Genomic DNA, 8,650 nt, shown 5'->3' on the forward strand with positions numbered 1-8,650 from the left:
AAGGCGGCGATATCGAGTGCCCCGTGCAGGCTGACAACCACCGGCACGTTATAGAAGGGGCTGTCGGGGATCAGTTGGTCGAGAAACCACAGACGTTGTTGTGAAAAGGATAGGGGGAGCTGCAACTCTCGGGAAACAGGCACAATTGGCGGGACAAAAATATCTTGAGACGAGTTTTGTCTTTCCTCGATGTGCGCGGCGAGTTCTGCCAAGGTCGCACTTTCAAATATTGCGCTTATTGGTAGCTCAACGTCGAAAGCATCTCGTACCCACGAAGTTAATTGGGTTGCGAGCAACGAGTGTCCACCAAGTTCGAAGAAGTTATCATGGATGCCAACACGCTCTAACTTGAGTATCTCTATCCATGCTTTCGCCAGCGATTGTTCGGTTGCTGTTTGTGGCGCAACAAACATTTGTCCAGCTGTTGCCTCTGGCTGTGGGAGTGCACGAAGGTTTATCTTTCCACTAGAGGTAAGAGGAAACGCGTCAATTTCGGTATACGTACTCGGTACCATATAGTCAGGCAATTGTGCTTTGACAAAGTCCCGTAGTGTTGTTGCTTCTGGCAGCGCTATACCCGCTTTAGGTATCAGGTAGGCACACAATTGTTTGTTGTTCGGTTGGTCCTCGCGCAAAACAACGGTTGCTTCCGCGACAGCTGGATGAATGCGCAAGACGTGCTCGATATCGCCAAGTTCAATCCGAAAACCACGAAGCTTTACCTGCTGGTCGGCCCGACCACGGTAATCCAGATTACCATCAGGTAGATAGCGTGCAAGATCGCCAGTTCTATATAACCTTGCTCCTGGACTCGCACTAAATGGGTCGGGTAGAAATTTCTCGGCAGTTAGTTGTGGATCATTAAGATATCCGCGCGCGAGACCAGCGCCGCCTACATACAGTTCACCCGTGGCACCAAGTGGTACCGGATTAAGATAAGCGTCTAACAGGTAAGTCGTGACGTTTTGTATCGGCTTTCCGATGGGGGGGGATTGTTCAGTATCGTTGCATTGAGCCATCGAAACACAGATAGTCGTTTCTGTAGGGCCGTAGGCATTTATCAGGCGACGACCGGGGGCCCACTGTTCGACCAGAGAACGTGGACACGCTTCGCCTGCCAGTACCAGCGTTTTAAGTTCTGGTAGTTCGTGAATTTTGGCAAGATTCTTTAGGACTGATGGGACTAACGTCGCCAGATCGATACGGTGCTCCTTCATCATATCCACAATAGCGTCTGCTGACTGTCGTTGACTTTGATTGGCGACATATAAGGTGCCGCCAGACAACAAGGTGCCGAAGATTTCCCACACACAACCGTCAAAGGTAATTGAAAAGAACTGTAAAGACCGAGTTTCGCTCGTAATGTTTAGTCCTTCAGTTTGCGCCTGTACTAAATTGAAGAGTCCGCTGTGATGGTTTAGAACGCCCTTTGGCTTTCCTGATGTTCCGGACGTGTAGATGATATACGCGAGGTTACCGGGTTGAGTACTATTAACAGGGTTATTATTGGAATATTCGGCTATATCACTCCACTGTGAATCAAGCAATATTTCCCTATACCCAAGTTGATTAAGAACGCGTGTGCGTATATCAGGCAAAGATGATATCAAGTGGCTTTTCGTCAGAAGGACTTTTACTTTGGCATCCTGCAACGTCGATATTAATCGTTCTTGTGGATAGTCAGGGTCGAGCGGCACATAGGCGCCGCCAGCTTTTAGAATACCGAGTACCGCTACAAAAAACTCAATGGAACGATCAATACACAATCCAACCAGTGAATCAGGGCCGATGCCTTGTTTGCGTAGGTAGTGGGCTAACTGATTTGCGCGAGTATTAAGTTCGAGATAGCTTACAGTTTGATCGTCACATACGACAGCAGTGGCATTAGGCGTTTGCGCTACTTGGTCCTCAAATAGCAAATGAATGCACTGTTTTTTCGGTAGTTCTCGCTCGGTGGCATTCCATTCCGTCAGCATTTGTTGGGCTTCAGTCTCGCACAACAGGTTAAATTCACTAAGGCGTTTCTGAGGGTTGTCTGCGATGTTTGTCAGCAATTGCACGAAGGTATCGGCAATTCTTTGTACGGTTTCCTCATTGAATAGATCAGTAGCGAACTGAATATATCCTTCCAATCCGTTTTTGGTTTCCGTTAAATCTAAATCCAAATCTACTTTGGTAAACGGATTTGCCGCATAGATAGGTTCGAGTTGTAAGTCAGTGGATGCACCTACGGCTCCATGCTGGGAAGTGTGTAGTGCAAAAATGGCTTGCACCAGGGGTGCATGTCGCATCGTTCGAGAAAGCTGTAACTCATCAATCAGTTGTTCAAAAGGAAGGTCCTGATGGGTAAACGCGTCCAGAGTTGTTTCGCGCACCTGAGTAAGCAACTCACTGAAAGATGGATTGCCATCAAGTTGAGTGCGGATCACAAGCGTGTTGATGAAGAAGCCAATAAGTGGTTCGAGTTCACTATGATTACGATTCGCACTCGGCGTGCCAATGCAAATATCCTTTTGACCACTATACTGGCTTAGCAATAATTGGTAGGCCGCTGTTAAAACCATAAACAACGTGGCGCTGTGCGAATGACTGATTTTTAAAAGTTTTTCAGTAATTTTCTTGGATATGGAAACGCGAATATTGGAACCGCGATAACTTTGCGTTGCAGGATAAGGCCGATCAGTTGGTAACTCGAGTATTTCCGACGCACCTGCCAGTTGTTGTCGCCAATACGACTGCTGTCGTTCCAGCACCTCTCCTTGTAACTTTTCACGTTGCCAATGAGCGAAATCGGCGTACTGGATCGGGAGGTCTGGTAACGGATTTGGCATGTTTTGGGAAAAAGCGTTATAAAGCGCTCCCAATTCCCGCACCAATATTTCCATAGACCAGCCATCCGATACGATGTGGTGCATATTTAGTAGAAGCACATTTTCTTTTGCGTTTAGACGTATTAGGGAAGTACGCAATAACGGGCCGCGTGCTAAATTAAACGGATTTCTAGCATCGGCTGAAGCTAATACCCGTATCTGTGATTCGCGTTCATCCTCAGGCAATGAACTGAGGTCGATGACTGGTAGCTGGATCGCCAGCTTTGACTGAATAGCTTGTCCCGGTTTCCCCTTGTGACTGACAAAAACGGTGCGAAGTGCTTCGTGGCGGGCAACCACCGCGTTAAAACATTTGCTTAGGACAGCGATATCCAAAGAGCCGATCAATCTAACTGCCAGCGGAATATTGTACGAAGGATTGTTGGGAACTAGTTGATCTAAAAACCACAATCGTTGTTGAGCGAAGGAGAGTGGTAAAGTTTCCTCATTGGTACGCGGAAGTTTGGGAATAACATCAAGTAAGTTTAGATCGATGCCTGCTTCTTTGAGCGTCAAGAGTAAGAGCTCTCGGCGTTCCCCGGATAGATGACGGAGTTGTTCTCTTACTTGGCGAATATAATTTTGATCCGTTTTAAATTTATTCGATTGATTGTACGTCATCCGCAGACCTTTTTTTCGAGAGTAATTCGCTGATTTCAGCGTCGGAAAGTTGGTTGAGCTTTTCAATCTGAGCCAAGATTTCGAACTGATTCGACATTAGCTCAGTTGTTTTCGATTGGAGTTCGTCTATTCGCTCAGCAATCGTTGCAACAGTTTGCGATTCAAAAATGGAACGAATCGGAACATCAATGGAGAACGTTGTTTTTATTCTTGAAAGAATTTGTATCGCGAGTAGCGAGTTGCCCCCCAGCTCAAAGAAGTTGTCATGTACACCGACGGTGTCTAACTTGAGGATATCGGCCCAAATGGCGGCGAGGGTTTCCTCGGTTGCGGTACGCGGTGCGACATAGGTTTGTGTGGACTGAGGGGCATCGGGTATAGGCAGCGCCGCGTGATCGAGTTTGCCGTTCGGCGTTAGCGGTAATGCCTCAAGAGCGACATAGACCGCCGGTACCATATACTCGGGCAAATGATCGAGCAGAAAGCGACGCAGATCAGCCGGCTGTGTGTCAGCCTGTGTCTGGTTGACTACCCAGTAAGCGGTCAATTGGGGATTACCCGGTTGATCTTCGCGCAGCATGACGATGGCATCGTCAACGGCGGTGTGCAGACGCAGTGCCGCGTCGATTTCACCGAGTTCGATACGAAAACCACGCAGCTTGACCTGAGCATCCAGTCGCCCGAGATACTCGAGCGTGCCATCGTTTAATTGTCGAACCCGATCACCGGTTTTATACAGACGTGCGCCGGGTATTTTGCTAAAGGGGTGAGGAATAAAACGCTGCGCACTCAAGGCCGGGCGATTTAAATACCCACGCGCCAGTCCTGCCCCCCCAACGTAGAGCTCACCGGCGACACCAGGAGGCACAGGATTGAAGTACGCATCGAGGACATAGGTTTGCAGGTCACTGATTTTGGTGCCGATCGGACTTTGACTGGCAAGCGTGTCGAGCATCCGAGAGTGTAAGGGACAATCGGTGACGTGTACGGTGGTCTCGGTAATGCCGTACATATTGACCAACTGGGTCTTGTCGGCGTAACGCGCATACCAGGGTTGCAAGTGTTGTACATTGAGCGCTTCACCGCCAAAAATGATGTGGCGTAGCGTTAGCTCGGGCTCAGCATTGAGAAACGGTTCACAGGCCAATAACTGGCGAAAGGCGCTGGGTGTTTGATTCAGCACAGTAACGTTATGCGTTTTGAGCAAGGTATAAAAGGCTTGCGGATCGCGACTGGTTTCCCAAGGCACGATGATCAGTTTCGCACCGAACAACAGCGCACCCCATAACTCCCAAACAGAGAAGTCAAAGGCGTAAGAATGGAACAAAGGCCAGACATCGTGTTGATCAAACTGGAAGCGCGTGGCCGTCGCATCGAACAAACGGGTCACATTGGCGTGAGTCGACAAAACACCTTTGGGTTGGCCAGTGGAACCGGAGGTATAGATGACGTAGGCCAGTTGAGCCGGCAGCGCGCAGGACGCAGGATTGATCTGCGGATATAAGACAATGTCCTGCCACTGGCTATCAATAAACACGGTTGTGAGGTCAGCAGCGGGCAAGGCGTCCTGAAGAGATTGTTCGCAGATGAGGATCGGTGCAGCCGTGTCCTCGAGAATAAATTGCAAACGCTCCTTGGGCAGACTCGGGTCAAGCGGCACATAAGCGCCACCGGCTTTGAGAATGCCGACGATGGCGACAAGCATCTCCAGGGACCGAGGCAGGGCCAAGGCGACCAAGGAATCGGGGCCAACGCCAAGCGCGCGCAAATAATGGGCAAGTTGATTGGCGCGGCAATTGAGCTGGTCGTAAGTGAGAGATTGCTCGTTAAAGACGGCGGCGAGGGCGTCGGGAGAGCGTAGGACTTGTTGTTCAAAACGCTGATGAAGCGTGGTGTCCGTCGGAAAAGTCGCCATGGTCGCGTCGGGACCATCGAGCACTTGCTGGCGTTCGCAATCACTGAGCCATTGCAGCTCGCTCAGTCGGATATCGGGTTGTTCAACGAGTTGTTCGAGTAAACGAATAAAGCTTTGTGACCAACGGGCGATCGTACGTGCGTTAAATAAGTCTGTAGCAAAGAGCCAGCCACCGACTAATCCTTCGTGTGTTTCTGTGAGTTGAAGCTCAAGATCAAACTTAACTGTCGTACTCGGTATATCTATAGGCACTAATTCTAAGTCGGACGCCTGAACTGTCGATCGTGGTGTATTTTCCAATGAAAATAGAACTTGAAACAGAGGTGTATGACTTAGGTTACGAGTGATACTGAGTTCGTCGATCAGTTGTTCAAAGGGGAGATCCTGATGTGCATATGCCTCCAACGTATGATTACGAACATCAGACAATATTTCCCCAAAAGTCGGGTTGGCGTCTATTTGGGTACGTATAACCAAAGTGTTAACAAAAAATCCGATTAGCGGCTCAAGTTCAGCATGATGGCGATTGGCAATCGGGGTACCAATGCAGACGTCTTGTTGTCCACTTAGCTTGGATAATAGTATTTGGAAAGCCGTAACTAGCGTCATAAATAGTGTGACGCCGCGTTGGCGACTGATGGTCTGCAGCTGCTCACTCAGTGTCGCAGACACATGAAATTTTTGCATCGCGCCGCGGAAAGTTTGAATTCTGAGACGCGGTTTGTCATAGGGGAGCTCTAGTAATTCTGGAGCGCCACTAAGCCGTTTTTGCCAGTAGGCAAACTGGTTTTCATATACCTCGCCTTTTAACCACTGTCGTTGCCAGTATGCAAAATCTGCATATTGTACTTTCAATGGTGATAGCGGGTTTGGCAATCCTTGAGTAAACGCGGCATAGAGGCTTGCTAGTTCATGAATGAATACCCCGATAGACCAACCATCTGAGAGGATGTGATGTGTGTTCAGCAACAGCACATGATGGTTTGCGTTAAATTGCACAAGGGAAATACGTAACAAAGGCCCAACCGCGAGATCAAAAGGCGTTTGTGCTTCACGTGATGCGAGCGCAAGCATACGTGCTTCCCGTTCGTCGTCAGATAATGCATTTAAGTCAATCAGCGGGAGGTCAACATGAGTGCTTTGTCTTATGACTTGACTTGCTTGCCCATCATGACTAACAAAAATAGTACGCAACACTTCATGGCGGGCTACCACCGTGCGAAATGCGTTTCGTAAAGCTGCGATATCCAGTGGCCCCAACAAGCGAACGACCATCGTCATGTTGTAGAACGGATTGTTGGGTATAAGTTGGTCTAGGAACCATAAACGTTGCTGGGCAAACGATAGTGGAATATTGCCGTCACGCGGTACCGCAACTATGGCTGGAGCAGCTGAAGAGGCTGGTGTCAGTTTAGCGTTCTCAACCTGGGTCGCTAAATCCGTTAACACCGGATGGGAAAATAACACACCAATCGCGAGCTCGATGTTAAATGCTTTTCTGATTCGGGAAACAACTTGCGTGGCGAGTAGTGAATGTCCGCCAAGATCGAAGAAGTTGTCTGCAATGCCGACTTTTTTGACGCCGAGCACCAAACCCCAGATTTCCGCAATCGTTTGCTCCGTCGTAGTACGTGGCGGCGTGTAGTCTCGTTCTATATATAGTCTTTCGGGAACGGGTAGTGCCTTCTTGTCTAGTTTGCCGTTTTGCGTAAGTGGCAATGTTTTGAGAAAAACAAAACCCTCAGGCACCATATAAGCGGGGAGTTGCTTAGACAAATCCTCTTGTAGTTGTGTTAATAAATCTCGCCTGAGCTTGGGTAGCTGTGGATTATTGGCAAGAGTCTTCCACTTAGTGACTTTCTGTTTCGTTATAGGGAAAGAACATAATAGCGGCGGTTCGCGATTTTCGGACGAGGTTGCTCTACGAAATACGACGTCAAAATTCCCACTGCTATCCCCGGACGACCAACTTAGCTCTACCAGATAAGAATGTCGGTCTGCAACTTTCCATAGCCACTCGGGATCAATGCCTGTTTGTTCACTGTCAAGCCCAATACATTGTTTCCACAAGTTTATGTCAGTCAGTATTCTTGCATTTGTGACTTCTTTAAGCGCCAGATCCCGCGGTTTGTGTGTCTGCAAGTAGGTCTCAATTTGTTCTATATTCCAGCGTTCATTTCTCCAATCGGTCCATGAATCTGGCGTATAGTATTTGAGTGATTTGTCGCTGTGTAAAACGACGTCATAGCGGTATTGACTGAGTTCGTTCTGATAATCTCCGCGTTTAGGCAAAATTTGCACGTGTGCTAACTCGGCAGTGTTTTGTTGAAAGAGATTGAAAAAACGCGGATCAATTACAAGCTCTTTGTCATTATCAATTTGGTTGAGAATGCTATTGCGCATGCGGGGTGACGGCCTTTCATCAGGCGTGTGACCTAGATAAACGGCAGTATGAAATGCTTCTAATAGCCCTAAATGACGAACGTCCCCGACAAAAATGCTGCCTCCGGGAGCGAGAACATCGAGTGCTTTGCGTAAAACGTCGGCGAAATATTCAATGCTTGGGAAATACTGAATGACTGAGTTTAGGATAATCGTGTCGAATCGTTGATTATCTATCGTGTCTACGACGTGTGCGGGGCCTTGTATGAGGCTGACTTTCTCCCGATTCTCTTGTAATAGAGGAAGATTCTTTTCCAAATATTCCAATACCGTTGTGGAAAAATCCATCCCGGTATAATGGTCGCAGTGAGGCACGATACGAGATAACAGTAAACCAGTGCCGCAACCGATTTCTAATACCTTGCGAGGCCGTAATGACAATATGCGATCGACTGTTGCGTCTACCCACTCGCGCATTTGTTCGGAAGGTATCGCTTGATCGGTATAACTGCTGTTCCAACCGGCGATGTTAAACAGTGGATCGACTTCGGTTGAGGAATCCATAGTATAGGTTTCGTTGTATAGCTGCTGCCATTCGTCTACCGTTTCGGTGTCCAGTATCGTTTTTTCTTTTTCGCTTTCGGAAGAAAATTCAAAATCATGGGTAAGATAGGCAACCAGCCGATGTTCGTCAGGTTTATCTTCGCGCAGTTGGACCACGGCCTCAGCAATGCTGGGGTGTAGACACAGGGCGGTCTCGATCTCGCCGAGTTCGATGCGAAAGCCGCGCAGTTTGACCTGATGATCGATGCGCCCGAGGAACTCGAGGTTGCCATCGGGGAGATAACGCACGCGGTCGCCG

2 protein-coding genes are annotated in these 8,650 nt (G+C 48.4%); both read right to left on the reverse strand.

Going from position 1 to position 8,650, the window contains the following annotated elements:
• On the reverse strand, window positions 1-3,386 hold a 3,386-nt coding region (locus tag OEZ43_21815), incomplete at its 3' end, for an amino acid adenylation domain-containing protein (protein MDH5548217.1).
• A gap of 82 nt (window positions 3,387-3,468) precedes the next feature.
• Window positions 3,469-8,640: an amino acid adenylation domain-containing protein gene (locus OEZ43_21820; protein ID MDH5548218.1), complete on the reverse strand. Its 5,172-nt coding sequence runs from the start codon at window positions 8,638-8,640 to the stop codon at window positions 3,469-3,471.
• Window positions 8,641-8,650 lie beyond the last annotated feature (10 nt).

Source organism: Gammaproteobacteria bacterium (assembly GCA_029881255.1).
Classification (GTDB): Bacteria; Pseudomonadota; Gammaproteobacteria; order S012-40; family S012-40; genus JAOUMY01.